Origin of the sequence: Aerophototrophica crusticola, assembly GCF_012913305.1 — a bacterium.
Classification (GTDB): Bacteria; Pseudomonadota; Alphaproteobacteria; order Azospirillales; family Azospirillaceae; genus Niveispirillum; species Niveispirillum crusticola.
In genome coordinates this window covers 2,143,212-2,168,224 of record NZ_CP051775.1, presented here as the reverse complement: position 1 = coordinate 2,168,224, position 25,013 = coordinate 2,143,212, and the positions used below count along the sequence as shown (strand labels likewise).

25 protein-coding genes and 1 pseudogene are annotated in these 25,013 nt (G+C 69.6%); 16 read left to right on the top strand and 10 right to left on the bottom strand.

Annotated elements, in window-relative coordinates; translation table 11 throughout:
* Window positions 1–3 precede the first annotated feature (3 nt).
* From HHL28_RS10580 to HHL28_RS10555, 7 genes and pseudogenes are all read left to right on the top strand, one after another.
* On the top strand, window positions 4–2,928 hold the full coding sequence (locus HHL28_RS10580) for a formate dehydrogenase subunit alpha (protein WP_075768475.1): 2,925 nt from the start codon (window positions 4–6) through the stop codon (window positions 2,926–2,928).
* A 30-nt stretch (window positions 2,929–2,958) separates the two neighbouring features.
* Window positions 2,959–3,555 carry a formate dehydrogenase FDH3 subunit beta gene (fdh3B, locus tag HHL28_RS10575; protein WP_075768476.1) on the top strand — a complete coding sequence of 199 codons (597 nt, stop codon included), beginning with the start codon at window positions 2,959–2,961 and terminating at the stop codon, window positions 3,553–3,555.
* A gap of 23 nt (window positions 3,556–3,578) precedes the next feature.
* A complete protein-coding gene (locus HHL28_RS10570; RefSeq protein ID WP_075769118.1) occupies window positions 3,579–4,595 on the top strand; it encodes a formate dehydrogenase subunit gamma in 1,017 nt (338 codons plus the stop codon).
* 168 nt (window positions 4,596–4,763) lie between these two features.
* Window positions 4,764–5,267, top strand: a pseudogene (mobB, locus tag HHL28_RS10565) (molybdopterin-guanine dinucleotide biosynthesis protein B); the annotation flags it as partial.
* Window positions 5,268–5,289: 22 nt separating this feature from the next.
* Window positions 5,290–5,826, top strand: coding sequence for a MoeA family protein (locus HHL28_RS18590; RefSeq protein WP_404325537.1), 537 nt, complete (start codon window positions 5,290–5,292; stop codon window positions 5,824–5,826).
* Complete coding sequence (locus tag HHL28_RS18585) at window positions 5,760–6,542, top strand: molybdopterin molybdotransferase MoeA (RefSeq protein WP_404326908.1); 783 nt, start codon at window positions 5,760–5,762, stop codon at window positions 6,540–6,542. The genes HHL28_RS18590 and HHL28_RS18585 overlap by 67 nt, the downstream gene beginning before the upstream one ends.
* Before the next feature lie 44 nt (window positions 6,543–6,586).
* Window positions 6,587–7,084, top strand: coding sequence for an acyl-CoA thioesterase (locus tag HHL28_RS10555; RefSeq protein ID WP_075768479.1), 498 nt, complete (start codon window positions 6,587–6,589; stop codon window positions 7,082–7,084).
* A 19-nt stretch (window positions 7,085–7,103) separates the two neighbouring features.
* Here HHL28_RS10555 and HHL28_RS18580 read toward each other — a convergent pair whose 3' ends face one another.
* The 5 genes from HHL28_RS18580 to HHL28_RS10535 all read right to left on the bottom strand — a co-directional run bounded on the left by HHL28_RS18580 (window position 7,104) and on the right by HHL28_RS10535 (window position 9,467).
* Window positions 7,104–7,226 carry a hypothetical protein gene (locus tag HHL28_RS18580; RefSeq protein WP_404325536.1) on the bottom strand — a complete coding sequence of 41 codons (123 nt, stop codon included), beginning with the start codon at window positions 7,224–7,226 and terminating at the stop codon, window positions 7,104–7,106.
* Between the two features lie 299 nt (window positions 7,227–7,525).
* Entirely contained in the window at window positions 7,526–8,149 is a 624-nt protein-coding gene (locus tag HHL28_RS10550; RefSeq protein WP_075768480.1) for a hypothetical protein, read from the bottom strand.
* A gap of 94 nt (window positions 8,150–8,243) precedes the next feature.
* Complete coding sequence (locus HHL28_RS10545) at window positions 8,244–8,783, bottom strand: hypothetical protein (RefSeq protein WP_169655108.1); 540 nt, start codon at window positions 8,781–8,783, stop codon at window positions 8,244–8,246.
* Between the two features lie 40 nt (window positions 8,784–8,823).
* The gene (locus tag HHL28_RS10540; protein ID WP_083698694.1) at window positions 8,824–9,228 is read right to left on the bottom strand and encodes a DUF4112 domain-containing protein; all 405 of its coding nucleotides are present in this window, start codon (window positions 9,226–9,228) and stop codon (window positions 8,824–8,826) included.
* Window positions 9,229–9,239: 11 nt separating this feature from the next.
* Window positions 9,240–9,467 (bottom strand): YqaE/Pmp3 family membrane protein, encoded by a 228-nt coding sequence (locus HHL28_RS10535; RefSeq protein WP_404325535.1) that lies wholly within the window; start codon window positions 9,465–9,467, stop codon window positions 9,240–9,242.
* Window positions 9,468–9,807: 340 nt separating this feature from the next.
* Between HHL28_RS10535 and HHL28_RS10530 the strand changes: the two genes are divergently transcribed.
* The 3 genes from HHL28_RS10530 (at window position 9,808) to HHL28_RS10520 (ending at window position 14,511) form a co-directional block, all read left to right on the top strand.
* The gene (locus HHL28_RS10530; protein ID WP_075768483.1) at window positions 9,808–10,635 is read left to right on the top strand and encodes an ImuA family protein; all 828 of its coding nucleotides are present in this window, start codon (window positions 9,808–9,810) and stop codon (window positions 10,633–10,635) included.
* A gap of 637 nt (window positions 10,636–11,272) precedes the next feature.
* Window positions 11,273–13,531 carry a GGDEF/EAL domain-containing response regulator gene (locus HHL28_RS10525; protein ID WP_169655106.1) on the top strand — a complete coding sequence of 753 codons (2,259 nt, stop codon included), beginning with the start codon at window positions 11,273–11,275 and terminating at the stop codon, window positions 13,529–13,531.
* A gap of 473 nt (window positions 13,532–14,004) precedes the next feature.
* Window positions 14,005–14,511, top strand: a complete 507-nt coding sequence (locus HHL28_RS10520; RefSeq protein WP_169655104.1) for a cell wall hydrolase — start codon at window positions 14,005–14,007, stop codon at window positions 14,509–14,511.
* An 87-nt stretch (window positions 14,512–14,598) separates the two neighbouring features.
* Here HHL28_RS10520 and HHL28_RS10515 read toward each other — a convergent pair whose 3' ends face one another.
* Complete coding sequence (locus HHL28_RS10515; protein WP_075768487.1) at window positions 14,599–15,057, bottom strand: GNAT family N-acetyltransferase; 459 nt, start codon at window positions 15,055–15,057, stop codon at window positions 14,599–14,601.
* A 60-nt stretch (window positions 15,058–15,117) separates the two neighbouring features.
* A complete protein-coding gene (locus tag HHL28_RS10510) occupies window positions 15,118–16,359 on the bottom strand; it encodes an alpha/beta fold hydrolase (protein ID WP_075768488.1) in 1,242 nt (413 codons plus the stop codon).
* 360 nt (window positions 16,360–16,719) lie between these two features.
* Here HHL28_RS10510 and phaR point away from each other — a divergent pair, with 360 nt between their 5' ends.
* From phaR to HHL28_RS10485, 5 genes are all read left to right on the top strand, one after another.
* Window positions 16,720–17,340 carry a polyhydroxyalkanoate synthesis repressor PhaR gene (phaR, locus tag HHL28_RS10505; protein ID WP_075768489.1) on the top strand — a complete coding sequence of 207 codons (621 nt, stop codon included), beginning with the start codon at window positions 16,720–16,722 and terminating at the stop codon, window positions 17,338–17,340.
* 129 nt (window positions 17,341–17,469) lie between these two features.
* A complete protein-coding gene (locus HHL28_RS10500; RefSeq protein WP_075768490.1) occupies window positions 17,470–17,649 on the top strand; it encodes a hypothetical protein in 180 nt (59 codons plus the stop codon).
* Window positions 17,650–17,772: 123 nt separating this feature from the next.
* A complete protein-coding gene (locus HHL28_RS10495; RefSeq protein ID WP_075768491.1) occupies window positions 17,773–18,531 on the top strand; it encodes a glucose 1-dehydrogenase in 759 nt (252 codons plus the stop codon).
* Window positions 18,532–18,587: 56 nt separating this feature from the next.
* Window positions 18,588–19,379: an SDR family NAD(P)-dependent oxidoreductase gene (locus tag HHL28_RS10490; RefSeq protein WP_075768492.1), complete on the top strand. Its 792-nt coding sequence runs from the start codon at window positions 18,588–18,590 to the stop codon at window positions 19,377–19,379.
* 56 nt (window positions 19,380–19,435) lie between these two features.
* Window positions 19,436–20,482, top strand: a complete 1,047-nt coding sequence (locus tag HHL28_RS10485) for a phosphotransferase (protein WP_075768493.1) — start codon at window positions 19,436–19,438, stop codon at window positions 20,480–20,482.
* A 94-nt stretch (window positions 20,483–20,576) separates the two neighbouring features.
* Here the strand turns inward: HHL28_RS10485 and HHL28_RS10480 are convergent, their stop codons facing one another.
* From HHL28_RS10480 to rocD, 3 genes are read right to left on the bottom strand one after another with little or no spacing between them, the layout of a single operon-like run.
* Window positions 20,577–21,062 (bottom strand): Lrp/AsnC family transcriptional regulator, encoded by a 486-nt coding sequence (locus tag HHL28_RS10480; protein WP_075768494.1) that lies wholly within the window; start codon window positions 21,060–21,062, stop codon window positions 20,577–20,579.
* Window positions 21,063–21,119: 57 nt separating this feature from the next.
* Window positions 21,120–22,082 carry an arginase gene (locus HHL28_RS10475; RefSeq protein WP_083698695.1) on the bottom strand — a complete coding sequence of 321 codons (963 nt, stop codon included), beginning with the start codon at window positions 22,080–22,082 and terminating at the stop codon, window positions 21,120–21,122.
* On the bottom strand, window positions 22,079–23,347 hold the full coding sequence (gene rocD / locus HHL28_RS10470) for an ornithine--oxo-acid transaminase (RefSeq protein WP_075768495.1): 1,269 nt from the start codon (window positions 23,345–23,347) through the stop codon (window positions 22,079–22,081). Before rocD ends, HHL28_RS10475 begins: the two co-directional genes overlap by 4 nt.
* 387 nt (window positions 23,348–23,734) lie before the next feature.
* Between rocD and HHL28_RS10465 the strand changes: the two genes are divergently transcribed.
* Window positions 23,735–25,012 (top strand): murein hydrolase activator EnvC family protein, encoded by a 1,278-nt coding sequence (locus tag HHL28_RS10465; protein WP_083698696.1) that lies wholly within the window; start codon window positions 23,735–23,737, stop codon window positions 25,010–25,012.
* Window position 25,013: the final 1 nt, after the last annotated feature.

Here is a 25,013-nt window from a genome sequence, read left to right as displayed (position 1 = left end):
GCCATGCTGACCAAGCGCGCATCCGCGTCGCCCAACCGTGCCCGCCTGACCGAGGCGTTGGCATCCGTCGCCTCCGGCGCCCTCGACCGCCGGACCTTCCTGCGCCGCTCCGGCCTTGCGGCCGGTGGCCTGGCCGCGGTGTCCGGCCTGTCGCTCACCACGGTGCGCAAGGCAGAGGCCGGGCCCCACACGCCCGGCGTACCGATTGAGCTGAAACGCAACATCTGCACCCATTGTTCCGTCGGCTGCACCGTGCATGCCGAGGTGCAGAACGGCGTCTGGGTGGGGCAGGAGCCCGCCTATGACAGCCCGATCAACGTGGGCACCCACTGCGCCAAGGGCGCCTCGGTGCGTGAGCTGGTCCATGGCGACCGCCGGCTGAAGTACCCGATGAAGCTGGAGAACGGGGAGTGGAAGCGCATCTCCTGGGACCAGGCCATCGACGAGGTCGGCGCCAAGCTGCTGGACATCCGGGAGAAGTCGGGCCCGGACAGCGTGTTCTGGCTGGGTAGCGCCAAGTTCAGCAATGAGGGCGCCTACCTGTTCCGCAAGATGGCGGCGCTGTGGGGCACCAACTCGGTCGACCACCAGGCCCGCATCTGCCACAGCACCACGGTCGCCGGCGTGGCGAACACGTGGGGCTACGGCGCCATGACCAACAGCTACAACGACATCAACAACGCCAAGGCCATCCTGATCATCGGCGGCAACCCCGCGGAGGCGCACCCCGTCTCGCTGCAGCATGTGCTGCGCGGCAAGGAGGTGAACCGGGCCCAGATGATCGTGGTGGACCCGCGCTTCACCCGCACCGCCGCCCATGCCACCGAGTATGTGCGCCTGCGCCCCGGCACGGACATCCCGCTGGTCTGGGGCATGCTCTGGCACATCTTCGAGAATGGCTGGGAGGACAAGGAGTACATCGCCCAGCGCGTCCACGGCATGGACCAGATCCGCAAGGAGGTGGCCAAGTGGACGCCGGAGAAGGTGGCGGAGGTCACCGGCGTCCCGGGCGAGCAGGTCAAGCGCGTCGCCGAGATCATGGCGAAGAACCGCCCCAGCACCCTGATCTGGTGCATGGGCGTGACCCAGCACACGGTGGGCACGGCCAACGTGCGGGCGCTGTCCATCCTGCAGCTCGCCCTGGGCAACATCGGGGTCGAGGGCGGCGGGGCCAACATCTTCCGCGGCCACTGCAACGTGCAGGGCGCCACGGACCTGGGCCTCGACGTCACCACCCTGCCGGCCTATTACGGCCTGACGGAGGGTGCCTGGAAGCACTGGGCCCGCGTCTGGGACGTGGATTATGAGTGGCTGCTGAACCGCTTCGGCACCGCCACTATGGACCGGGCGGCCAAGAAGAAGCTGATGGAGACCAAGGGCATCCCCACCACGCGCTGGTTCGACGCCACGCTGGCCGATGCCAAGGATGTGGACCAGCCGGCCCCGCTGAAGGGCATGGTGGTGTTCGGCCACGGCGGCAACACCGTCACCCGCATGGGCGAGAGCCGCAAGGGCCTGGAGGCGCTGGAGCTTCTGGTCGTCGCCGACCCGCACCCCACCACCTTCGCCAGCCTGTCGGGCCGCAAGAACGGCACCTACCTGCTGCCCATCTGCACCCAGTTCGAGTGCGCGGGCTCCCGCACCGCCTCCAACCGCTCCATCCAGTGGGGTGAGCAGGTGGTGAAGCCGATCTTCGAGTCCAAGAACGACTACGAGGTCATGTACCGCCTGGCCGGCAAGCTCGGCTTCCAGAACGAGATGTTCAAGAAGATCGAGGTCAACGGCGTGGAGCCGACGGCCGAGAGCATCCTGCGGGAGATCAACTACGGCACTTGGTCCATCGGCTACACCGGCCAGTCGCCGGAGCGGCTGAAGCTGCACATGGCCAACCAGGAGCATTTCGACAAGATCACGCTGAAGGGCGCCCCGGGCTCCCCTGTGGCGGGCGAGTATTACGGCCTGCCCTGGCCCTGCTGGGGCACGGCGGAGCTGAAGCACCCCGGCACCCACGTGCTCTATGACACCACCAAGCACGTGATGGAGGGTGGCGGCACCTTCCGCGCCCGCTTCGGCGTGGAGCGGGACGGCCAGACCCTGCTGGCGGAGGGCAGCTTCTCCAAGGGCTCGGAGATCGAGGACGGGTATCCCGAGTTCACCATGGGCCTGCTGAAGAAGCTGGGCTGGGACAAGGACCTGACCGAGGCGGAGCTGGCGGTCATCAACAAGATCGGCGGGGCCAACAACGACGGCGTGTCCTGGACCACCGACCTGTCCGGCGGCATCATCCGGGTGGCGTTGCAGCATGGCTGCTCGCCCTTCGGCAACGCCAAGGCCCGCGCCGTGGCCTGGAACCTGCCCGACCCGGTGCCCGTGCACCGGGAGCCCATCTACAGCCCGAACCCGAAGCTGGTGGCCGAGTATCCCACCCGCGACGACAACCGCGACTTCCGCGTCGCCAACGTCGGCAAGTCCGTGCAGACCAAGGCCGTGGAGGCCAAGCTGCATGAGAAGTTTCCGGTCATCCTCACCTCGGGCCGCCTGGTGGAGTATGAGGGCGGCGGCGAGGAGACCCGGTCCAACAAGTGGCTGGCCGAGCTGCAGCAGGACATGTTCGTCGAGGTCAATACCGAGGATGCCGGCAAGCTGGGCGTCAAGGATGGCGGCATGGTCTGGGTCTATGGGCCGGAGGGGGACTCCAAGGTCAAGGTCAAGGCCTTGGTGACCAACCGGGTGGGCAAGGGCGTGGCCTTCATGCCCTTCCACTTCGCCGGTTTCTGGGAAGGGGAAAGCCAGCGCGACGCCTATCCCAAGGGCACCGACCCCATCGTGCTGGGCCACAGCGTCAACGCGGTGACCACCTACGGCTACGACCCGGTGACCTTCATGCAGGAAACCAAGGTCACGCTGTGCCGCATCGAGGCCGCGTAACGAGAAGCGCCGGGAAGGGAGGGTAATTCTATGGCACGCATGAAGTTCCTCTGCGACGCCGAGCGCTGCATCGAGTGCAACGCCTGCGTCACCGCCTGCAAGAACGAGCACGAGGTCCCCTGGGGCATCAACCGCCGCCGCGTCGTCACCATCAAGGACGGCGAGCCGGGGGAGCGCTCCATCTCCATGGCCTGCATGCACTGCACCGACGCGCCCTGCGCGGCCGTGTGCCCGGTGGACTGCTTCTACACCACCGCCGACGGCGTGGTGCTGCACAGCAAGGACCTTTGCATCGGCTGCGGCTACTGCTTCTACGCCTGCCCGTTCGGGGCGCCGCAGTACCCGCAGACCAGCAACTTCGGCAGCCGCGGCAAGATGGACAAGTGCACCTTCTGCGCCGGCGGGCCGGAGGATGACATCACCCCGGTGGAGTACCAGAAGTACGGCTCCAACCGCCTGGCGGAGGGCAAGCTGCCGCTCTGCGCGGAGATGTGCTCCACCAAGGCGCTGCTGGCGGGCGACGGCGACATCATCGCCGCCATCTACAAGGAGCGTGTGGTGAAGCGTGGCTATGGCACCGGCGCCTGGGGCTGGTCCGTGGCCTACAAGGACAGCTCCGCGGCCTGAGGCCCGGGGGAGGAGGGATGACCATGACCAACCGCCTTACCCGTCTCGCCGCCGCCGGGCTGCTCGCCCTGCCGCTGCTCGCCGGCGGTCCCGCCTTCGCGCAAGGTGCCGGCCCGGTGGGCCAGACCCCGTCCGGCCAGCAGCCGCAGAACATCTCCGAGCAGGAGGTGCAGCTCTTCCAGCAGCTCCAGGGCAACGTGGCCGGCCGCGTGTCGATCCCCGACGCCAAGGCCAGCCTGCTGATCCAGCCGGAAGGCAAGTCCTGGCGCGACTTCCAGCGCGAGGAGCTGAAGCTGATCGGCGGTATCGCCATCTTCGGCATCCTGGCCGTGCTGGCGATCTTCTTCGCCACCCGCGGCCGGATCAAGATCGAGGGCGGCCCGGCGGGGCGCACCATTACCCGCTTCAACGGGCTGGAGCGTTTCGCCCATTGGCTGACGGCCAGCTGCTTCATCGTGCTGGGCCTCAGCGGGCTGAACATCGCCTTCGGCCGGGCGCTGCTGCTGCCGGTCATCGGGCCGGAAGCCTTCACCGCCGTCTCCCAGGCGGGCAAATATGCCCACAACTACCTGTCCTTCCCCTTCACCCTGGGCGTGGTGCTGATGTTCCTGCTCTGGGCGAAGGACAACATCCCGAACAAGCTGGACATCGACTGGCTGAAGGCCGGCGGCGGCCTGGTCGGCAAGGGCCACGCCCATGCCCACCGCTTCAACGGCGGCCAGAAGATGATCTTCTGGAGCACCGTGCTGGGCGGCGGCGCCATCGCGGCCACCGGCTATTTCCTGATGTTCCCCTTCACGGTCACCGACATGGCCGGGATGCAGCTGGCCCACATCGTCCACGCGGTGCTGGGCGTCCTGCTGATCGCCATGATCCTGGCCCACATCTACATCGGCTCCGTCGGCATGGAGGGCGCCTTCGCCGCCATGGGCTCCGGTGAGGTGGACCTGAACTGGGCCCGCGCCCACCACGACCTCTGGGTCCAGGACATGATGGGCACCCGCCATGAGGGCCGCGGCCACCCGGTGGCGGCGGAATAAGCTTCGGTTCAAGGAAGAGCGAGAAGGGCGCCGGGGGACAACCCCGGCGCCCTTTTCGTTTCGTAGGTCGGATTAGCGATGCGTAATCCGACATCCATCCATCGGCGACGGGAGTCCGTCGGATTACGCGGGCTGGCGCCCGCTAATCCGACCTACTAAACTCGCTGGATGACAAACAGGCACAAAACCTTCGGCCTTGCCGGGTGGAGCGGCAGCGGGAAGACGACGCTGATGGCGAAGTTGATCCCGGCGGTCATCGCCCGGGGCTTCACCGTCTCCACCCTGAAGCACGCCCACCACGCCTTCGACGTGGACCAGCCGGGCAAGGACAGCTATGTCCACCGCATGTCCGGCGCGACGGAGGTGCTGGTGTCCTCCGCCAACCGCTGGGCCCTGATGCATGAGAACCGCGGCGCGCCGGAGCCGACTTTGGCGGAGTTGCTGGGCAAGCTCTCCCCCGTGGACCTGGTGCTGGTGGAGGGGTTCAAGCGCGACAGCCATCCGAAACTGGAGGTCTGGCGCGCCGCCAACGGCAAGCCCCTGCTGCACCCGGACGACCCGCACATCGTGGCGGTGGCCAGCGATGAACGCATCCCCGGCTGCCCCCTGCCGGTGCTGGACCTGAACGACGTGGACGCCATCGCCGGCTTCATCCTGGGCCATGTCGGTCTGGTCCGTGGGGAGGGCGGGGCTGATGGCCCAGCTCAGCGACGACTGCTTCGCCTTCGGCGGGCCGCTGCTGCGGGTGGACGACGCGGTCGCCCTGGTGCGGGAACGGCTGGCCCCGGTGGCCGGGGTGGGGGAGCTGCCGCTGCTGGCCGGGCTGGGCAAGGTGCTGGCGGCAGATGTCGTCGCGCCCATCGACGTGCCCGCCTTCGACAATTCCGCCGTGGACGGCTATGCGGTCCGCTTCGACGACCTGCACCCGGAAGCGGACACCACCCTGCCGGTCCAGGGCCGGGTGGCCGCGGGGCAGCGGCTGGGGGTGCCGGTAGCCCCGGGCGTTGCCGTGCGCATCTTCACCGGCGCGCCGATGCCGCCGGGCTTGGACACGGTGATGATGCAGGAGGATGCGGTGCTGGGCGACGGCACCGTCACCCTGCGCCCCGGCCTGAAGCGCGGCGCCAACGCGCGGGCGGCGGGGGAGGATGTGGCGAGGGCAGCGTGGCCTTGCCCGCCGGCCGGGTGCTGCGGCCCCAGGACATCGGCCTGGCCGCCAGCCTGGGCCTGACCAGCCTGCCCCTCAGGCAGGCCCTGCGGGTGGCCGTCTTCTCCACCGGGGATGAGCTGGCGGAGCCGGGCGGGGAGCGGGCGCCCCAGGCCATCTATGACAGCAACCGCTTCACCCTCCAGGGCCTGTTGGCCAAGCTGGGCTGCGCCGTCACCGACCTCGGCATCCTGCGCGACAGCCGTGACGCCATCGGCGCGGCGCTGGCCGCCGCCGCCCCGTCCCATGACCTGATCCTCACCTCGGGCGGCGTCTCCACGGGGGAGGAGGACCATGTGAAGGCGGCCGTGGAGGCGCACGGATCGCTGCATTTCTGGCGCCTCGCCATCAAGCCGGGCCGGCCTGTGGCCCTGGGCCAGGTGGGCAACACACCCTTCGTCGGGCTGCCCGGCAACCCGGTGGCGGTGATGGTCACCTTCCTGCGACTCGTCCGGCCGCTGGTCCGGCGGCTGCAGGGGGCTGAGCCGGAGGCGGTCCCGGCCTTCCCCGTCCGCGCCGCCTTCGCCTATAGAAAGAAGAAGGACCGCCGTGAGTATGTGCGCGCCCGCCTCGTCCGCGCCACCGACGGGACCTGGGAAGCCCACAAGTCCGGGCGGGAGGGGGCAGGCATCCTCTCCAGCCTGGTGGAGGCCGATGGCCTGGTTGAGTTGGGTGAGGAGGTAACCCGGGTTGCCCCGGGCGATACCATTGATTATCTGTCCCTGGGTCTGTTGATCTAAGGGCTGGCGCGGCAGAAGCCCGCCCCGTCTCCCAGGGTTCCCACATGGTCGCGTTCCAGGACTCCGACGATTGCTTCCGCTACCTGATGCGTGTCCGGTACGGGGAGTGCGATGCCCAAGGCATCGTCTTCAACGCCCGTTATGGTGACTACATCGACATCGCCGCAACGGAGTTCGTCCGCGCCGTCTGGGGCGGGCCGAAGCAGCTGCTGGCGGTGGGCTATGACTACCAGGTGGTGAAGCAGACCAAGGAATGGCTGTCGCCCGCCCGGTTCGACGACGTGCTGGAGGCGCGGGTGAAGGCCGGCCGGATCGGCACCACGTCGTTCACCCTGGCCATGGAGTTCAGCGACAACGGCACCGGCCGCCCCGTGCTGTTGGCCGAGACGGTCTATGTGCTGGTCTCGGTACCGGACTATGCCAAGGTGCGCGTGCCCGAGGACATGCGCGCCAAGCTGCTGGACGGGGCGCCGGGCCGGGTGGTGGACCACGCCGGCGCCGGGCCCATGCCCGCCTTCCGAAAGATGCTGTCCGGGGTGTGAAGCTTCCCGGCAGGAAGGGTCAGAGCCGCACGCCCTGGGTGGTGAAGGCCTGCTCGGCGGGGGTCTGCACCTCACCCAGGATCACGGCCGCGCCCAGCGCCATCCCCAGCGCGACGATCACGGCGGACAGGAACGCCTTCATCTCCATACCTCCCGGCAAGCGGTTGTTCTTGATGCCGATTTTAGGGGGTAGGGAGGCCGTCCGCAAGGCGCTCGCCATGCTTGCCAATGCCATTGCGGTGGGGACGGGTGGCTCGCACTCCATTGTTTCCCCCGCGAAGGCGGGAGCCCACAGTTTTATGCCACGATGCCATGGGGTGGCGGGTCAAGAACCGTGGACCCCCGCCTGCGCGGGGGAAGCAGGAAAGCAGCGATAACCTTGGTGACAAACGCCGCCGTGCCGACCGACGGCCATCACCGTACAAAGGGCAGAAGCGGCGGTCAGGCCGCCTTGGCCTCGGCATTGTCCTCCGCCACCATGCCCTGCAGGCGCTCGCCGATGCGGGACAGGGTCTCGGTGCGGCGGCGGCGCTCCGCCTCCACGGTGCGCAGCAGGGCGGACAGCAGGTCGCGCATCTGCTGGTTCTCCTCCACCAGCCGGGCCTTCTCCGCCTGCATGCGGGCCACGCTCTCGCGGGCGGCGGCCACTTCCTTTTCCTGCTCGGCGTGGCGGGTGGACAACTCGTTGATGGTCCGCATGACCTTGTCCAGGGCGCGGGCCTCATCCTCGCCCGGGGGCTGGGTCAGCACGGCGCGGGCCTGGGCGATGATCGGCTGCATGGGGCGGGGCTCCTGGGTGGCCGTGGGGGCGTGGGTGTCCGGGGTGTCGGTGGCGGCCGGCTCGGCCTTGGCGGCATCGGCCGCGGGGGCCAAGTCGGTCAGGGTCAGGGGCTCGCCCTCCCCGTCGGCGGGGCCGGTGGGGGCGGGGGTCAGGCGCAAGGGCGGAGGCACCGGGGCCGGGCCGCGGCCAGCGGCGGTCAAGGCCGCGCGCAGGGGGGACTGTTCCGGGTCGGGCTGGGCCTCGCGGCCGAACCGGAACCCAAGCTTGTTGTCGGACATGAACATGGGGGGAGCCTCCGGCGGACAAGGATGCGCGTGCGCAACCGTTGGCCGGGGCTGGTGAAGGCAGGGTTAAGGCAGGGCCGCGGCCCCCGTGACCTTATTGGGCCGGCCGGCGGGCACAGTGCTCCAACACCCGGGAAATCACCTGGTCCGCCCCCTTGGCGGCCAAGGCCTGGGTGGGGCCGTCACCCACCCGCAGTTCCAGCCGCCGCAGCCGTGCGGCACCCAGGGCGGCGAAGGCGCCTTCGTTCCCCGCCAGCGGGATGGCGACGGTGGGCACGTCGGACATCTCGTTCACGTCGCCGGTGCCCTTGAAGGACAGCGGCCTGCCGTCGGCCAGCAGGGTGACGGCGCAGGCCTGCCCCTCGGGGCAGGGGGCCTCCAGATATAGCACCGTCGGCCGGCCCCCCTCGCAGGTCAGGAAGGCCACCTCGAAGAAGTCCACGTCGGGGCAGAGCATGCCGCCCTTGTCCGGCGGCCCCTCCGTCGGCAGGGACCAGGGGCAGGTGTCGTCCGGCGAGCCCGGCGCCAGCAGGTGGTAGGCCTTCACCGCGCCCAGCAGGAGCAGCAGCAACAGGAACAGGGGCAGGGCGCGGTTCATCCGGGCGGCGCGGTGGTGGACGCTCCCCCCACTCAACCCGATCCCTCCGGCCGCGTAAATGCCAGTGTTTGTGGGGTTACCGGCTCGGGTCGCTCTTCATCAGCCGGGCGGCGGCCTGGTCGTCCTGGCGGTCCAGGTGGCGGCGCAGCAGGTCCATGTTCTTCTTGTTGGCCTTGAAGGCCACGTCGAAGATGGTGCCCAGCACGGGGATGCTGCCCACGGCCCAGTCCAGCCCGGTATTGCCCACCATCCGCACCAAGGTGCTGGTGGGCACGCCCACACGTCGCGCCTCCATGATCAGGTAGGCGGAGACAAGGGCGGTCAGCGTGTCACCCGCCACCGGCACGATGCTGGCGATGCCGTCCAGGCCGAAGCGGATGCCCGTGCCAGGGATGCGCCAGCGGCTGTCCAGCAGGTCCGACAGGTCGCGCAGCCGGGCGATGGTGGCCGGGTCAATGGGCTTGGGCGTGTGCCGGGACAAGGCCGCCCCCGTCACTTGTATTTGATGATGACGTACAGGGCGTGGATGATGCCGGGGATGTAGCCCAGGATGGTCAGCAGCACGTTCAGCCAGAACTGCCCCCGAATCCCACCTGCAGGAACACCCCCAGCGGCGGCAGCAGGATGGCGAGCAGGATGCGGACGATGTCCATGGGACCGGGCCTCCTTGGTCTTGGATGTGTTGGGGGAATAACCCTGGGGGAAGGTGTTCGTTCCCAAGCCGGCTATGCTGCGGGCAGGTGTTGGGGGAACGCGGATTTAAAGGATTGAAAGGATTATGCGGGCCCCTTTGTCCTGGCCTGTCGAGTTTGGCGTTCCGGCAGTTTTTAACTGGAGACGCCGCGGGCGCGTTCTATGAAGTTATTTATCGGGAGCTTGCTATGGTTTGTCTGTGCAGGCGTCTGTTCATGTAATTCTGTTGAGTTCTGGAAATCCGTGTTCCCAACACACCGTTCCCCAAGCCGCATGGCCCACGGCCCCTTGACACCCCGCCGCCCCCAAACTAGAACATAACAGGAACAAATACCCTGTTGAGACCAACCCCTGAAAGGCGCCCGCCATGGACGGATTCGCGTCACGCCCGCCCTTTGCCCCGGACAAGGCCCGCCTGCTGGACGAGCTGCGGGAGCGGGTGCGGAGGATCGAGGGGGTGGGGGGCAAGGATGGCACCGCCGTGGTGCCGTTAGGCTTGCCGGAACTGGACGCGGCCCTGCCGGGCGGTGGCCTGCCCCTGGGCGCGGTGCATGAGGTGATCGGCCCCGACGCGGTGCTGGACAGCGGTATCGCCACCGCCTTCAGCGCCGTGCTGCTGGGCAAGCTGGCGGCGGGCCGGGGACCGGTGCTGTGGGTGGCCCGCACCGACGACCTCTACGCCCCCGCCTTGGGCCAGTACGGGCTGCTGCCCCAGGATGTGCTGCTGGTCCAGGCCGCCCCCGGCCGCAAGGGGGAGACGGACGTGCTCTGGGTGCTGGAGGAGGCCTTGCGCCACCCCGGCGTGGGCGCCGTGCTGGGGGAGGTGGGGGAGCTGGACCTGGCCGCCAGCCGCCGCCTGCAACTGGCGGCGGAGGCGGGGGGCGTTCCGGGGGTGCTACTGCGGCTGGGGCCGCGCCGGTTGGAGGCCAGCGCCGCCGTCACCCGCTGGCGGCTAGCGCCCCTTCCCACCCTGGCCCTGGAGGTCACCCGTGACCCCATCCTGCCGGACCTGCCCCGGCTGGGTGCCGTTGCTTGGCGGGTTGAGCTGCTGCGGTGCCGTGGTGGCCGGCCCGGCCTTTGGGACCTGGCTTGGCTTGGCCCGGGTTCCGGGCCGTTCACCGGGCTTCAGGGTCGCCCCGCCCTCACCGAGGCGGGGGAGCCGCTCCAGCGTGCCGGGCAGGGGCTCGGGCCGTAGCGTGTCGTCCAGCTTGCGGTCGTTCAGCGCCGGCTCCAGCGGCCGGGTCGGCGTCCGCACCACCTGATCCAGCCGGTTGGCCTCCCCGCGTAGCTCCCGCGTCTCCCGTTCCGCAAAGGGGTCGAGGCGACCCTGCGCGTCCAGCACCTCCCGCTCCCGCAGGGGGTCGCTCAGGCTGTCGCGGGTGGCCCGCGCCTTTTCCTGCTCCAGCGGCGTCAATGACCGCGGCGCCGGGGAAAAGCGCGTGGAGGTGGACGGCGCCGGTGACAGCAGCGGGTTGTTCTGCGCCGAGGCCGGGACGCTTCCCGCGACCAGCAGGGCGGCGATCAGGGGGATTACCTTGCTCATGACAGGGATATGGGGCTGGGGTTGGGCGATTCGAAGGGCTGATGCCAAGCGCATGAGCCGTTCACTCATGCGCTTGGAGGCCGGCGACCGCCGGCCCGCGGGCTCATGCCCGCGTGAGCCAAGCCCGCGGATGCGGGCGCCCGGCGCCTGAGGGGCCGTTGATCGTTCACGATCAACGGCGCGTGCTATGAGTCATAAACCCGTTCACCTGGTCCCATCCGCCGCAGGCGACAGCCGCCCGTGCCTCTGCTAGAAGGAGAAAGGGGATATCGCCGCTGGGGTAGGGGTGGTGGAGGGGGTATCGGACGAGGACATCGTCTTCGCCGACGAGGATGGGGAAGCGTCGCCGGCCGCCAGCCTGCCATCCTGGCTGGTACTGGTGGTGGACGACGACCCGGAAGTCCACCATGTCACCCGTTATGCCCTGCGCGGCCTGTCGCTGCTGGGCCGCCGCTTGAGCTTCCTGGAGGCCCGCTCCGCCGCCGAGGGCCTCGCCCTGCTGCGGGCCAACCCGGATGCCGCCCTGGTCCTGCTGGATGTGGTGATGGAAACGGACGACGCCGGCCTGCGCATGGCCCGCGCCATCCGGGAGGAGATGGGCAACCACCTGGTCCGCATCATCCTGCGCACCGGCCAGCCCGGCCAGGCGCCGGAGCGGGACGTGGTGGTGCAGTACGACATCAACGATTACCGCTCCAAGGATGAGCTGACGGCCCAGCGGCTCTGGACGTCCGTCGCCACCGCCTTGCGTGCCTATGACCAGCTCCGCGCGCTGGAGGACAACCGGCACGGTCTGGAACAGATCCTGGACGCCTCCACCCGCCTGTTCGGGGAGCGGTCCCTGGACCGGTTCACGGAAGGGGTGGTGCTCAGCCTCCGGTCCCTGGTCGGGGGCGCGCACGGGGTCTTGCTGGCCCGCTGCCCCCTGGTGGCGGGGGAACCGACGGGGGAGCCGCGGGTGCTGGCGGGCTATGGCCCTTTCGGCCCGTCCGGGGCCATGGTCACCTCCCTGCTGCCCGGACCCCTGTCCCATGCGGTGCCGGCGGAGGTCTGCCAGCGCGTGGCCCGGGCCATGGCGCAGGGCGCCAGCGTCAGCGGGCCGGACTGGCACGCGGTCCACGTCGCCGTCTCGCCCACCCTGGCGGTGGTGGTCTATGTGGCCGGGCTGGACCGGCCCTTCGGCCTGGACCCGCGACTGGTCCAGCTCTTCACCCGCACCGTGGCCATCGGCCTGGACAATGTCCTGCTGTTCGAGCAGTTGGCGGAGGACCGCACCCACGACCGGGCCACGGGCCTGCTGAACCGCACCGGCCTCGTGGCGGCGGTGGAGGACCGGCTGGTGGTGGGCAAGGCCGCCTTGCGCCCCCTGGCCGTGGCCAGCATCGACCTGCGCCGCTTCCGCGACATCAACCAGGAGCTGGGCGTGGTCTGGGGTGACCGGCTGCTGGCGGAGACGGCGGTGCGCCTGTCCGCCGCGGCGGGGCAGGGGGCCTGCTGCGGCCGCATCGGCGGCGACCAGTTCGCCATCCTGCTGCCCGACCTGACCCTGGACGACGCCAAGGCCCGGGTGCGAGACATCGTCACCGCCGTCGCCGCCCCCATCCTGCTGGCCGGGCGGGAGGTGCAGCCCCTCGCCACCCCCGGCCTCGCCTGGTGCGACACGGGCCTGGTGGACGCGGAGGAGCTGCTGGCCCGGGCTGAGGAAAGCCTGCAACGCTCCAAGCGCGCCCATGGCCGCCTGCAGGAGGTGGTGGTGGGCGATGAGCCGACGACCCCCGGTCGCCTGAACCTGTCCATCGAGCTGAACGCCGCCCTCAGCCAGAAGCAGTTCGAGCTGTACTACCAACCCATCGTCGCCGCGGACACGCGGGAGGTGGTGGCCTTCGAGGCGCTGGTGCGCTGGCGCCACCCCACCCGCGGCATCGTCACCCCCATCGCCTTCATCCCCACGGCGGAGGAGACGGGCCTGATCGTCCCCATCGGCGCCTGGGCCATGCGGGAGGCGGCCTTGCAGACGGCGGCCTGGACCCGGGCCGCCGGAAAGCCGGTGTGGGTCAGCGTCAACATCTCCGCCGCGCAACTGTCGGAGCCGGGCTTCCTGGAGCATGTGGCCCAGGTCATCGCCGAGACGGGCGTGGACCCCACCCTGCTGAAGCTGGAGGTGACAGAGGGCACCATCATCGGCGACCCGGAGCTGGCGGCGGAGATCCTGACCGGCCTGCGCGACCTGGGCATCCGGCTGTGCATGGACGATTTCGGCACCGGCTATTCCAACCTGTCCTACCTGCAGACCCTGCCCTTCGATTTCCTGAAGGTGGACCGCGCCTTCGTGAAGAGCATGATCGACCGGTTCGAGAGCCGCACCATCCTCCGTACCATGATGGCCCTGGCCCAGCAGTTGGAGCTTGAGGTGGTGGCCGAAGGCGTGGAAAGCCCCGAACAGGCCGACGAACTGGCCCGCCTTGGCTGCCATTTCCTGCAAGGCTTCCTCTACGGCAAGCCCATGCCCGCGGATTTGGCGGGCGCGCTGGTGATGGGCACCCCCTGACTGCCAATAAATGAGGCACCCCGGGCTTGACCCGGGGCCCTTGGGAAAGCCGACGTGCAGATGGCGCGGCAGCGGGGCCGAGTTGTGTGAAAGACGAGCGGCAGCAGGTGTGAATTTTATGAAACACGAAGGGCACGAAGAACACGAGAATTAAGAAGACAACAGCCTTATACTCTCAGACACCGGACTGTTACTTTTTTCTAATGTCCTTCGTGCCCTTCGTGTTTCCAAATTTCCTTCTCCAAAGATCCATCCCTCGATATCCGCAAAAGAAACAGGGGCTTTCGGTGATCTGCACGAAGGGTCCCCGAGGGCCCCGGCTCTCCGCTGCGCTGCGGCCGGGGTGACATCATTTCTTGGCATACACGAAGGCCTTGGAACCTCTCCACCCCCGCCGACGTTCTTCCGCCCGTCTCTTCGGAACCCTTGGCGGAGTGTCGGGCATGTGGGCGCGGGTCCTTGGGCTTGTCTTCATGGTGATGTTGTCCGCCTGCGCCTCCCGCCCGCCGCCGGCCCCGCCGCCCGTGGCCGCCCCGGCCCCGCCGCCGGGCCCCAGCCCGCAGGAGCTGGCCTTCCGCGCGCAGGAGATCGAATGCCTGGCCCAAGCGGTCTATTTCGAGGCGCGGGGCGAGTCGGAGAAGGGTCGCCAGGGCGTGGCGGCGGTGGTGATGAACCGTGTCGGCCATGGCAGCTTCCCCGACACGGTCTGCGGCGTCGTCCGCCAGGGCGGGGAGACGCCGCCCTGCCAGTTCTCATGGTACTGCGACGGCAAGCCGGAACAGGCGAAGGAACCGGAGGCCTGGGCGGAAGCGAAGCGCATCGCCGAGCTGGCCTTCGACAAGAAGCTGCCGGACCCCACCAACGGCGCCCTCTATTTCCACCATCTGGACGCCAAGCCGGACTGGAAGGAGGTCTTCGACCAGACCGCCCGCATCGACGGCCACCTCTATTACAAGCCCCGCAGCCTGGCGCAGATTTAACCTGATCCCCAGCCGCCCCTGGCTCGGGGGCCTGGGCAGGCTCCGCCACATCCGCGGCCGTGGTGGTTCCGGCTAGCTGGCGCCACCCTATAGCTCCAGCCGCATCTCGCTGCCGGGCACGAAGCCCAGCCGCTCATACACCCCGCGTCCCGCCTGGGACGCGTGGAGCAGGACGCGGGAGCAGCCGATCCCCCGCAGGTGTTCCACGGCGCGGGTCACCAACAGGCGGGCAAGGCCCCGCCCGCGCCAGTTTGGCTCCACATACACGCTCCAGACATAGCCGGGGTTGCGCCGGGTCGGCTGGATGACGTCGGGGTAGGGGGTCTGGAAGCGTTGGCAGCAGGCGGACCCCACCGCCTGCCCGTCCTCCTCCGCCAGGAACACGCCCAGGCCTTGCTGCGCCCGCGCCTCCGCCAGCCAGGCCAGCACCAGGGCCCCGGCATCGGCGCGGTAATGGTCCGCCGGGGTGCCATAGCTGTCCCACACCGCCAAGTAATGCCGGACCACCAGCGGATCGTCTTCCGGGATGGCGGCACGGATCGGCATGGTTTGGGGCTCCGGGAGGGAGGCGGGGGCAGATCCCCAACAGCTCCCGGCGCCGTCCCCTCACGCGTGGGCCACCAGCCAGTCCCGCAGGGGTGTCCAGACCCGTTGCTCCGCCCCGCCGCTGACGATCATGCCGATATGACCCAGGGAAGGTGTCCAGCGCTCCGCCCGCGGCACGGCGTCGGCCAAGGCGTTGGCGCTGGCGGGGGGCACGATCCTGTCCTTGGCCGGGACCACCACCAGCGTGGGCAGCTCCACCTCCCGCGGCTCCACCGGCCGGCCGGCGACCAGCCAGCAGCCCCGCCCCGTCTCATTCTGCCCGTACCAGGCGCCCAGGCATTCCCGGGCGATGGCCGAAGGCAGGGTGATCCCGTCATTCAGCCAGTCCTCCAGCGCCACGAAGTCCTCCACCTCCGGCGACCCTTCCGGCAGCAGGGCGAAGCGGCTGAACTTCTTCAGGGCGAGTTGCGGGTCCAGCTGGGCGAACAGGGTCTGGATGGCGTCCACCGGCAGTTCGCCCAACAGCCGCATGGTGGGCTCGAACGGGCCCAGGAAGGCGGCGGTGCGCAGGGCGCCCGGCTTGTCGTCGGCGTGGAAGTCCCACGGCGTGGCCAGCGCCACCAGGTTGGCGAAACACTCCGGCTGCCGCTGCGCCGCACCCAGTGCCAGCAGCCCGCCCATGCAGTACCCGACCAGGCCCAGCTTTCGGCCCCCCGCCGCCTTGCTGGCCGCCACCGTAGCGCGGCAAAGCCGGCCGGCGACGATGTCGGTCAGGGTGAAGCCCCGCTCCAGCGGCCCCGGCGCGCCCCAATCCAGCAGGAAGGGCCGCACCCCGTTGCCCGCCAGCCAGCGCACCAGGCTTTTGCGGGCGGACAGGTCCAGGATATAGCCCCGGTTCACCAGCGACGGCACGAACAGCACCGGCGGGGCGTCCGCCGGGGTTTCCGCCGTGCCATAGTCCAGCAGCCGGGCCGACCCTTCCTGCCACAAGGGCTCGGGGTCCGCCACGTCGCGCCGGTAGGGGTGGTGGCGATAGCGCTCCAGCCCGGTCAGGAACCGGTCCAGCCGCCGCCGCATCTCCCGGTCCACCTCCCGGGCCAGGGCATCAGCCGGGACGCTTGCCGCGTCGCGGGCGAGGGCCGCCGCCCGTTCCGCCAGTTCCGGCCGCCAGCGCGGTGAGGCGCTCCTCAAGCTCTGCAACCCGGCGGGCGAGCTCAGCAACACCGTCAGGCTGGCCGCCAGGTGCAGGCCCAGCGGCCGCGGGCCCTGGCGTCGGGGATGGGGTGGGCTTCGGCGGCTCATGGGGTGCCCCGTCGTGGTCCACGGAGTCGGCCAGGTCCCGGCCGCTGCCATGAAGGGATTGAGCATCAGGGCCGACTGGCCCAGCATCCCCAACGAGCGCGTGATCGCGTCCGCCACGCCCGGGTCGGCGCTGACCGCAGCCCATTGGTCCTGCCATAAGTCCAGGTAACGCCTTGCCAACTCTTCGGGGAGGGGGGCTCCCGCTTCTCCATGGGGGCACCTTCCATTCGGGGATGCTGATTTTGCGGCGCCATACCCTTTGCGAGCGAAGATTTCGGCGCCGCGGGATACTTGCGTTGCGGGTGCGTGATGACGTACTTCTACCAAATACGAAACCGACATCGCCGGGAAACGTCCTCGATGGCTGAAAAAGATGAGACCAGACCCGCGCCGGTGACCATCAAGAAGTACGCCAACCGGCGTCTCTATAACACCGCGACCAGTAGCTACGTGACCCTCGACCATCTCTGCCAGATGGTCAAGGACGGAACCGACTTTGTCGTTTACGACGCGAAGACCGGTGACGACATCACCCGCTCCGTCCTTACCCAGATCATCGTGGAGGAGGAGTCGAAGGGCCAGAACCTCCTGCCCATCCCCTTCCTGCGCCAGTTGATCAGCTTCTACGGCGACAACATGCAGTGGATGGTGCCGCGGTACCTGGAACACAGCATGCAGTCCTTCACCCGCAACCAGGAAAAGATGCGGGACTACTTCACGAACACGCTGGGCGGCGTCTTCCCGTTCGGCACGTTCGAGGAGATGAGCAAGCAGAACATCGCCATGTTCGAGCGGGCGATGCGCATGTTCAGCCCCTTCGGCGGGCCTGAGGGCAAGGACAACCTCCCCACCGCCCCGACCGCGACCCCCGCCCCGGCGGAGCCGCGCAAGGCCCAGGACGACAAGTTCGGTGAGCTGCAGAAGCGCCTAGACGAGCTGCAGAACCAGCTCGAAACCCTGACCAAGCGCAAGCCGGACTGAGCGGTTCCTACCTCGATATTTCAGTGAGACGGGCGGCCTTCCACGGCCGCCCGTTTTGCTTCCAACGCCCGTCGCCGTTCCCCGTCCGCTTCCGCGCCGCGGTGCCCGCGTGCCCTTAGCCTCGGGGGTATGACCCGCGCCCTGATCCCCTACCGCGCCCCCGACCCGCCGGCCGTCCCGGAGCCGCCGGAACCCCGGGCCCTCGCCTTGCTGCCCACTCCGCCCGACCGCGCCGCCCACGCCCGCGCCTGCGCTGCCTACCGCCTGCGGATGCTGAATGAGGATCTGCGACGGGGGGAGGTGGCCTGACATCCCCCTCTCCCCAGGGAGATGGCTAAGCCACCTCAAACGCCCGTTTGAATTTCCCTTCCCACGCCTGTCCCCCTCCGCTATCCTCCCCGGCAACCAACAACGTCACCAGGGAGGATGCCCATGGCCGGGCGCATGCAGGACAAGGTCGTGATCGTCACGGGTGCCGCCTCGGGCATCGGCCTCGCCACGGCGAAGCGCCTTGCGGAGGAAGGGGCGCGGGTGGTCATGACCGACCGCAACCCGGCGGGGGAACAGGCTGCGGCCGGCATCCCGGGGGCTGAGTTCCTGATCCAGGACGTGACCAAGGAGGACCGCTGGGTCGAGGTGATCGGCCACACGGTCTCCACCTATGGAAAGCTGGACGGGCTGGCGAACAATGCCGGCGTCGGCTCCATGAACAACATCGAGGAAGAGACGCTGGAGCAGTGGCGCTTCGTCCACGCCGTGAACACGGAGGGCGTGTTCCTGGGCTGCAAGCATGCCGTCCGGGCCATGAAGCAGACCGGCGGCGGCTCCATCGTCAACGTCTCCTCCGTGGCCGGCCTGATCGGCGCGGCCACCCTGCCGGCCTATTGCTCCTCCAAGGGCGCCGTGCGGCTGCTCAGCAAGTCCGTGGCCGTGTGGTGCGCGGAGCGGGGCTACAACATCCGCTGCAACAGCCTGCACCCCAGCTTCCTGGAGACGGCCATGGTCCAGTCCATGATCGACCTGGCCAAGGACGGGGACAAGATGCGCAAGGGGCTGGAGCGCGCCTCCCCCATGGGCCGCATGGGCAAGGCGGAGGACGCGGCCAACATGATGCTGTTCCTCCTGTCGGATGAGAGCGTCTTCGTCACCGGCGCGGAGTTCGTCGTGGACGGCGGCACCACCGCCCGCTGACACTGGCCCTTTCCCCAGGCACGCCCAGAAGCAACGATAACCAGGGACGGACACCCATGGCGCAGAACCCGCTTTTCGACCTGACCGGCAAGGTCGCCCTCATCACCGGCTCCTCCCGCGGCATCGGCCGCTCCATCGCGGAGGAATATGCCCGCGCCGGGGCCAAGGTGGTCATCTCCTCCCGCAAGCAGGATGCCTGTGACGCGGTGGCGGCGGCCATCAACGCCGAGGTGGGGGAGGGCACGGCCATCGCCGTCCCCTGCAACATCGGCCGCAAGGAAGACCTGGAGCGGCTGGTGCAGGCGGTCATGGGCCAGTGGGACCGGATCGACATCCTGGTGGCCAACGCCGCCATCAACCCGGTCTATGGTCCCCTCGCCACCGTGACGGACGACGCCTGGGACAAGATCATGGGCACCAACCTGCGGAGCACCTGGCAGCTCTGCAACATGGTGATGCCACAGATGGCAGAGCGGAAGGACGGGTCGGTCATCGTCCTGTCCAGCATCGCCGGCCTGCGCGGCAATCCGGTGATCGGCGCCTATGGCGTGTCCAAGGCGGCGGAGGCGGCGCTGGTCCGCAATCTTGCCGTCGAGTATGGCCGCGCCAACGTGCGGGTGAACGCCATCGCCCCCGGCATCATCGAGACGGACTTCGCCAAGGCCCTGACCGACAACCCGGATATCGCCAAGGCCGTGATGCGCCGGGCCCCGCTGGGCCGCTTCGGCAAGCCGGTGGAGATCGCCGGCGTGGCGCTGATGCTGGCCAGTGCCGCCGGCCGCTTCATGACCGGACAGTTGCTGGTGGTGGATGGCGGCGCCACAGTCGGCGACCCGACCATGGCCTAGGGCGTGCCTGCGGGCACGGGCAATTGACGAAAACAAACAAGGGGGAGGAAAGCGCCATGACCGGGGCCGTCCTGATCGACGTCCTGCCGCAGCACCGCTTCGACGAGGCGGCCCTGTGGCGCTACCTGGCCGACCATTTGGACGGGTTCGCCGAACCGGCGACCCTGCAACAGTTCCAGGGCGGCCAGTCCAACCCCACCTTCCTGGTGACATCAGGCGACGGCCGCCGCTATGTGCTGCGCAAGAAGCCGCCTGGCAAGCTGCTGCCCTCCGCCCACATGGTGGAGCGGGAGTTCAAGGCCATGAAGGCCCTGGCGGGCACCGCCGCGCCCGTGCCCACCGCCCGGCTGCTGTGTGAGGACGCGACCGTCATCGGCACGCCCTTCTATGTCATGGACCATGTGGAGGGCCGGGTAATCTCCGACGTGGCCCTGGCCGGCATGGACCCGGCGGAACGGGCGGCCACCTATGACGCCATGAACGCCACCCTGGCCGCCCTGCACCAGGTGGATTGGAAAGCCGCCGGCCTCGGCGACTTCGGCAAGCCGGAACAGTACGTGGCCCGGCAGGTGGAGCGCTGGTCCAAGCAGTACGTGGCCGCCAAGACCGACGACATCCCCGCCATGGACAAGCTGATGGAGTGGCTGCCCCGCCACGTCCCGGCGGGGGACGAGACGACCATCGCCCACGGCGACTACCGCCTGGGCAATTTGATGCTCCACCCCACGGAGCCGCGGGTGGTCGCCATTCTGGATTGGGAGCTGGCAACCCTGGGCCACCCCCTGTCGGACCTGGCCTACAACTGCATGGCCTACCACCTGCCCGCCGGGATCAAGGAGTTCCCCGGCCTGAAGGGCCTGGACCTGCCCGCCCTTGGCATCCCGACGGAGGAGGAATACGTCGCCGCCTATTGCCGCCGCACGGGCCGCGACGGCATCCCCGACTGGCCCTTCTTCCTGGCCTTCAGCTTCTTCCGCATCGCCAGCATCTGCCAGGGCGTCTACGCCCGCGCCCTGGCCGGCAACGCCGCCGACCGCCGCGCCAAGATGTACGGCCAGGTGGCCCAGGCGACGGCGGAGGTGGGATGGGGCTTCGTGAAGTAGGTCGGATTAGGAGCCGCAAGGCTCCGTAATCCGACGTCACGTCGGCCGACCGTTGGGCCGTCGGATTACGCGGGCGATCGCCCGTTAATCCGACCTAAGCCAACTCCTCCTCGAAGATCGGCACGCTGCCGAAGTCCCGCACCGGGCGCAGCACGATGTTGCTGGTCACCCGGCTGACGCCCAATTGGGGGTCGTCGATCCAGCCCTGGGTCAGTTCCTGGTAGGCGGCGATGTCGCGGCAGACCAGCTTGGCGATGTAGTCGTGCTCCCCCGACACCTCGAAGCACTCGATCACCTCGGGCGTGTCGCGCAGGGTGCGCTCGAACAGCTGGCGGGACTCGCGGCCCTGGCGCTCCAGCGATATCTGGGCCAGCACCTGCACGCAGGATTGCAGCCGCCGCACGTCCAGCAGCGCCTGGTACCGGACGATGTAGCCGTCCTTCTCCAGCTTGCGGACCCGCTCCAGGCAGGGGCGGGCGGACAGGCCCACCTTCTCCGACAGGGCCTGGTTGGTGATGCGCCCGTCGGCCTGCAGCTCGCGCAGGATCTTCAGGTCGATATGGTCGAGTTTGCGACGCATGGGTCGGCTCTATCGGGGACGGCGGCCTGGGTCAAGCACCGTCCCCGACAAACATCGTCAAGCCACCCGCACCGCCAAGGGCTCCACGAACAGCCGCCGGTCGGCTCGCAGGAAGGCTTGCAGCAGCTCCAGGGCGGACTGCACGGTGCGGGAACCGCCCGCCTCCCGCACGGCGGCCAGCTCCACCAGGTCGAAGGAGCCGGTCAGGCCGGACTCGCCGACCAGCCGCAGGGCCGCGACGGACTCGTCCAGGGTCAGGCCACCCGGCACCGGGGTGCCCACGCCGGGGGCGTGTTCGGGGTCCAGGGCGTCCATGTCGAAACTGACATGCAGGTGGGCACCGGCCCGCTCCGCCCGCTCCAGCGCCTCCGCCACCAGGGACACCAGCCCGGCGCGTCGCACCTCCGGCATCTCATGGAAGCGCACGCCATGGCGCAGCAGGTGGGCACGCTCCCCATGGTCCACGTCGCGGATGCCGAACTGGGTCAGGTCGTGGGGGTGGAGCAGGGGGGTGAAGGCCCCCACATCAAGCATCTCCGGGTGGCCCATGCCGCAGGCGGCGGCCATGGGCATGCCGTGGGTGTTGCCGGACGGGCTGGTGTCCGGCGTGTTGAAGTCCGGGTGGGCGTCGAACCAGAAGACGTGCAGCGGCTTGCCCAACTTGCGGGCATGGGCCGACGCGGCGGCGACGGAGCCCAGCGCCAAACTGTGGTCGCCGCCCACCATCAGGGGCGTGCCCCCATCGGCCAGCACCTGCCCGCAGCCATCGCGCACCGCCCGGCACCAGGCGGCAGTGGCCTCCACATGGCGGATGCCGTGCTCCCCGATGCCGGTGCCCTCCGCCGGGCCCTCCGCGTCGCCCATGTCGCGCACGACGATGCCCTGGTGCCGCATCCGGTCCAGGAAGCCACCGGCCCGCAGCGCGGCCGGGCCGCTGGCGGCGCCGCAACCGAAATTGCCGATGTCCGTCGGCGCGCCCACCAGGCCGTACCAGTGGCGGGCGTTCATGAAGGCGGTCATGCCTGCTCCTGGGTCAGGGCGCTGCGGTCATGGTCACGTCGGCCGGGGTGCATGGCGGCCAGGGTGTCTTCCAGCCGGTCGATGGCCCAGTCCAGCTCCTCCCGGCTGATCACCAGCGGGGGGGCCAGGCGGATCACCGTCTCGTGCGTCTCCTTGCTCAGCACGCCCCGGCGCATCAGCTCCTCGCAGACGGCGCGGGCGGTCGCAAGGCCCGGGTCGATGTCCACCCCCACCCACAGGCCCTTGCCCCTGACTTGTCTCACCAGCGGGCTGCCGATGGCGCGCAGCCGATCCATCAGGTGCCCCCCCAACTCGGCGGAGCGTTGGACCAACCCTTCCTCCTCGATCACCCGGATGGCTTCCAGCCCCACGGCGGCGGCCAGCGGGTTGCCGCCGAAGGTGCTGCCATGGTTGCCCGGCTTGAAGCTGGCGATCAGCTCATGGGTGCCGACGAAGGCGGACACCGGCATCACCCCGCCGCCCAACGCCTTGCCCAGGCAAAGCCCGTCGGGGCGGATGCCCTCATGCTGGAAGGCGAACCACTTGCCGGTGCGGCCCATGCCGGCCTGGATCTCGTCCAGGATCAGCTTCACATTGTGCTTGTCGCAGATCTCCCGCACCGCCTGCAGGTAACCGGCCGGCGGCACGACGATGCCCGCCTCCCCCTGGATGGGCTCCAGCAGCACGGCGGCGGTATTCGGGGTGATCGCCTTCTCGATGGCGGCGGCGTCGCCATAGGGCACCAGGGTGAAGCCCGGGGCGAAGGGGCCGAAGCCGTCCCGGTACTCCGGCTCGCTGCTGAAGCCGACGATGGTGGTGGTGCGGCCGTGGAAGTTGCCTTCCGCCACGATGATCTCCGCCCGGTCGGCGGGCACGCCCTTCACCGTATAGGCCCAGCGTCGGGCGGCCTTGATGGCCGTCTCGACAGCCTCGGCGCCCGTGTTCATGGGGCAGGCGCCGTCAAGCCCGGTGACCTGGCACAGCTTGGCCAGGAACGGCCCCAGCCGGTCCGTGTGGAAGGCGCGGGAGACGACGGCCACCCGCTCCGCCTGCTCGGTCAGGGCCTTCAGGATGCGGGGGTGGCCATGGCCGGTGTTGACCGCCGAATAGGCGCTCATCATGTCCAGGTACTTGTGCCCGTCCGCGTCCCATAGCCACACGCCCTTGGCGCGGGATATCACCACGGGCAGCGGCTTGTAGTTCCGGGCGCACCAGCGCTCCTCGACGGCGATGGCGTCCGCTGCCAGCGTCGCGCGCATGTCCATGGTTGTCTCCCCGACGCAAGTTCGTTGTTCCCAGCATGCCAGGAGCGCGCAGCCGAAATGGCTGAAGTGGGCGGCGCGGGCGACAGCTTCGGTTGTGGCCGTGGCGATCCGCAGCCGGGCCCGGCACAGGGGCGGCCACGCGCGGTCGGGGGAGGGGCACCCCGCTTGCGCAAGGGTCGGCGGGGCGGCGGGAAAGCTCCCGTTAACCAAACCGGTCGCTTGATGGGGGTGCCAAACAGGTCACGGACAAGCGGACCCGCGGCCGGGTCCCGGAGCGGCATCGACGGACGGCTTGCCGCGCCCTAGTATCACCCCTGGGATGTGCGGGCGCCCGTGCCCACATGGCCCGCGATTTCGTGACGTAGCCGGAGGAAGACCGCCCCGCCCATGCCGCCCGCCCCCCGCGCCATAACCGCCGCCACGGCGGTGGCGGCCGCCCTGATCGGGTCGCTGCTGGCGCTCGCCCCGGCCCTCCCGGCCGCGGCGCAGGGCACTGCCCCGTCCGACCCCGCCGCGGCCGGCCAGAAGTTGCGGGAGGTGGAGCGGAACCTGGAGCAGGGCACCGCCCGCCAGAAGGAGCTGGATGCCCAGGCGGAGGCGCTGGAGCGGGAGCTGGTGGAGCTGCGCGCCCGCCTGATCCAGTCCGCGGAGCAGGCCCGCGCGCAGGAGCAGGAACTGGCCCGGCTGGAGCAGGCCCTGGCCGACCTGTCCCGGCAGGAGGGCGAGCGGGTGGCCCGGATCGACGCCGACCGAGCCGCCCTGGCGGAGCTGCTGGGCGCCCTGCAACGGCTGTCGCGCCTGCCGCCGGAGGTGCTGCTGGCCCGGCCCCAGCCGCCGGCGGACACGGTGAAGAGCGCCTTGCTGCTGCGCGCCGCCGTGCCGGAGCTGCGCGACCGCGCCGACGCCCTGGCCAAGGAGCTGGAGGGGCTGGCCGCCCTGCGGCAGGATCTCGCCCGCCAGCGCGGCGTGGTGGAGGCCTCCGCCGCCACCCTGGCCAAGCGGCAGGACGATATCCGCGGCCTGGTGTCCCGGCGGGAGGAACTGTCCCGCGCCACCGACGCGGAGCGGGACAAGGTGACGAGGCAGGTGGCCCAGCTCGCGACGCGGGCCTCGGACCTGAAGGACCTGCTGGAGAAGCTGGAGACCCAGCGCAAGGAGGCCGAGGCCCGCCAGAAGGCGGCTGAGGCGGCGCGGCGGGCGGCGGCCGAGGCGGAGCGGGAGCGCAAGGCCAAGGACCGGGTCGCGGCCCTGGGCACCGGCAAGGGCCTGCCCCGGCTGGGCGGCATGGAATTCCCGGTGGGCGGCGATGTCGTCACCCGCTATGGGGAGCAGGACGAGCTGGGCACCACCAGCCGCGGCCTGACGCTGAAGGGGCGGGCCGGCGGGCCGGTCGTCGCCCCCTATGACGGGTCGGTGATGTTCGCGGGGCCCTTCAAGGGCTACGGGCTGATCTTGATCCTGGAACACGCGCATGGATATCATTCCCTGCTGGCAGGCTTGGGAAAGATCGATGCGCAGGTGGGTCAGCGCGTGCTGACCGGTGAACCCGTGGGTAGCCTGGCCAAGGAGGGGACGCCCACGATGTATTTCGAGCTGCGACGGGCGGGTCAGCCGATCAACCCCCTGCGTGGCCTCGCGGCCCCCGACGGCAAAGGACAAGGTTGAA